The organism is Gemmatimonas sp. (genome assembly GCF_041689975.1).
Classification (GTDB): Bacteria; Gemmatimonadota; Gemmatimonadetes; order Gemmatimonadales; family Gemmatimonadaceae; genus Gemmatimonas.
Genome location: NZ_JBDNFF010000114.1, coordinates 1 through 2200 on the forward strand (window position 1 = coordinate 1; position 2200 = coordinate 2200).

The window sequence follows — 2200 nt, forward strand, 5'->3', positions numbered from 1 at the left end:
AACATGGGCTGCTGTCCGTGGGCAACATCGACGATACTGAGCCGACGGTGCCCTAGCGCAGCGTATTCGTCCAAATGCAGCCCCGCGCCATCGGGACCACGATGCAGCATCGTGTCGCGCATTCGAACAACCAGCCCTTCGCTCAGCTGGGGGCCGTCGGCCGTGCGCACTACTCCGCAGATTCCACACATCTCAGCGGCCCTGAACGGAAGCGTCGCCGGTCGCAACGCGCGCCCACTGACCGTGCGATCCTTCGGCCGCCATCCAGCTTCCCACGGAGTCTGATTCCAGGATTTTCTTCGAGCCCACGCTGACGGATTGAGCGCCAATGGCCACGCAGCGTTCCGCCTGACCTCGAGAATCGGGCTCATACCAGCTCGCCTTCGCGGTCAGAATCAAATCGTGCGGCATCACGGCGTTTGTAGAGTCAAGATGAAGAATGGGTAGCGGTTCGCTTGGTTCGGCGGTGGCTCCCTGCTGACGCAAGAATATCTCACCAACAGAGGCAATGCCGCGAACCGTGACACCGCTCGCTCGCAGGCTGCCCCAGTCGATGACGACCGAGCGTACTCGAAGGTCGCGCGATCCCGTGCCACTCCATCGCACGGTGCTGGCGTCGTCTACGCGTCCGTACTGGGGCGACACTCGATCGCGATCGAGGGAGAATACACCCGGCGTCGGACTCACCAGCAGCATCGAGGCAATGGACATGCCGTCGCGAGTTAGATCAAGGACAACCCCGGAGGTCCAGGACTGCATGACCCGCGCGGTGATTCCCGGCGCGAGATGCCATCTCAGGGCGAAGTCTACACCCTCCGCTTCAGCCGCTGAGTCCGCAACGTGCCACACGCCGGAGGCCGGGTGCCACACACTTCGTGAGTGACGAAGTCCGGCACGAAGCGTAGTGTACCCGTCGTGATGGCCTGCGAACCACGACATGCCCTCGGCGGTCATCCACGAGTCGAGCACCGCGTCAGTGGATGATTGCCAGCGAAAGGGGGTACCGGGCTCTGCGGCCCCGACGCCGCCGAGCTCCAGGGTGTTGTGCGCAGCGCTCGAACGGAACTCGTTTCGCTCCGGACCGTCGTATCGCAGCGTGCCCTTGTCCACCAGAAGCGGTCCGCTTGTCGCGAACAGATCCACGGCGAGGGCATCGGCGTGTGAGTGGCCGCTACTGAGTGCGCCGAACGGGCCACAGCTGATGGTGGCATGGCCAGACGGTGCGCTCCAGCTATCGCGGATGGTAAATACTCCGCCGTCGACAAAGGCTTTCGCCGTTGCAGCGGGGGGCTGGCCGACCAAGGCATCGCGTCGCTCAACAGCTCCCGGTCCAAGGAGCCAGAGCATGGCCGCATCATCACCACGTCCGGCCCATGCCAGATCACTTCTCGCCAACACTGCCGCACCGATTCCAAGGAGCGAGCGAAGATCATGTGGAGGGCGGTCGTCGAGCTGCAGGAGACGTCCGCCATCGTCATCGCCGAGCAGCGCCATCGAACCATCGGCTCGCGACAGAGCAAGCAGCACATCGAACAGACGATGCAGCGCGGTCGCTACCTTGTTTGACACGGACTCACCACGGCTCCGCATCAGGAGCAGGTAGTGAAGATAGATCTCTGCCGTGTATCGGTGATACTGCGTGGCCTGCTCGAAATACACGCCATCGGCGCGCACCTGCTTGTCCACTTCGGCTTCAAGAATCTCACTGCCGAGTGCGCGCCACTTTGCGGCGTCGGTAAGTGCGGGAAAGCAGACACCTAAGTACAGGAGCCCCAGTGCCTCTCCGGTGAGATGCGTATTCGGACTGAACCACGTGGAGAGATAGCGGGCGATGTGGCGGCCATGCGCGTTTATCGACGCCAGCAGTTCGTTTGCCAGAATCGGCTCAAACGGGACAGCGTAAGATTCGAGCCCAGACAGCAGCCGAAATGTCCAGCACCACGATATTGCCCGATACGCCACCTCGAGACTGCTCGCCCAGTTTGCGCCTTGTCGGGGAGGATTGTCCCGCAGCCACGACTCAAAGTGCAGCTGGATGGTGTCCAACAGCTCTGGCGCGTGGCTGTACTGCCATGCCTGCGCGAGCGTGACGAGATGCTGGTGGCGATTGAATTCCCACAGCACCTTGTGATCGCCGGCCACGGATCGGTCGAGATAATTGATTGTACTCCAGTGGCCGAGCGGCGTATCGAGGCTGGCT

The 2200-nt window shown here is 62.4% G+C and carries 1 protein-coding gene; it reads right to left on the bottom strand.

Annotated elements, in window-relative coordinates; all coding sequences use genetic code 11:
* Positions 1-192 precede the first annotated feature (192 nt).
* On the bottom strand, positions 193-2200 hold a 2008-nt coding region (locus ACESNG_RS07925), incomplete at its 5' end, for a heparinase II/III family protein (RefSeq protein ID WP_373068469.1).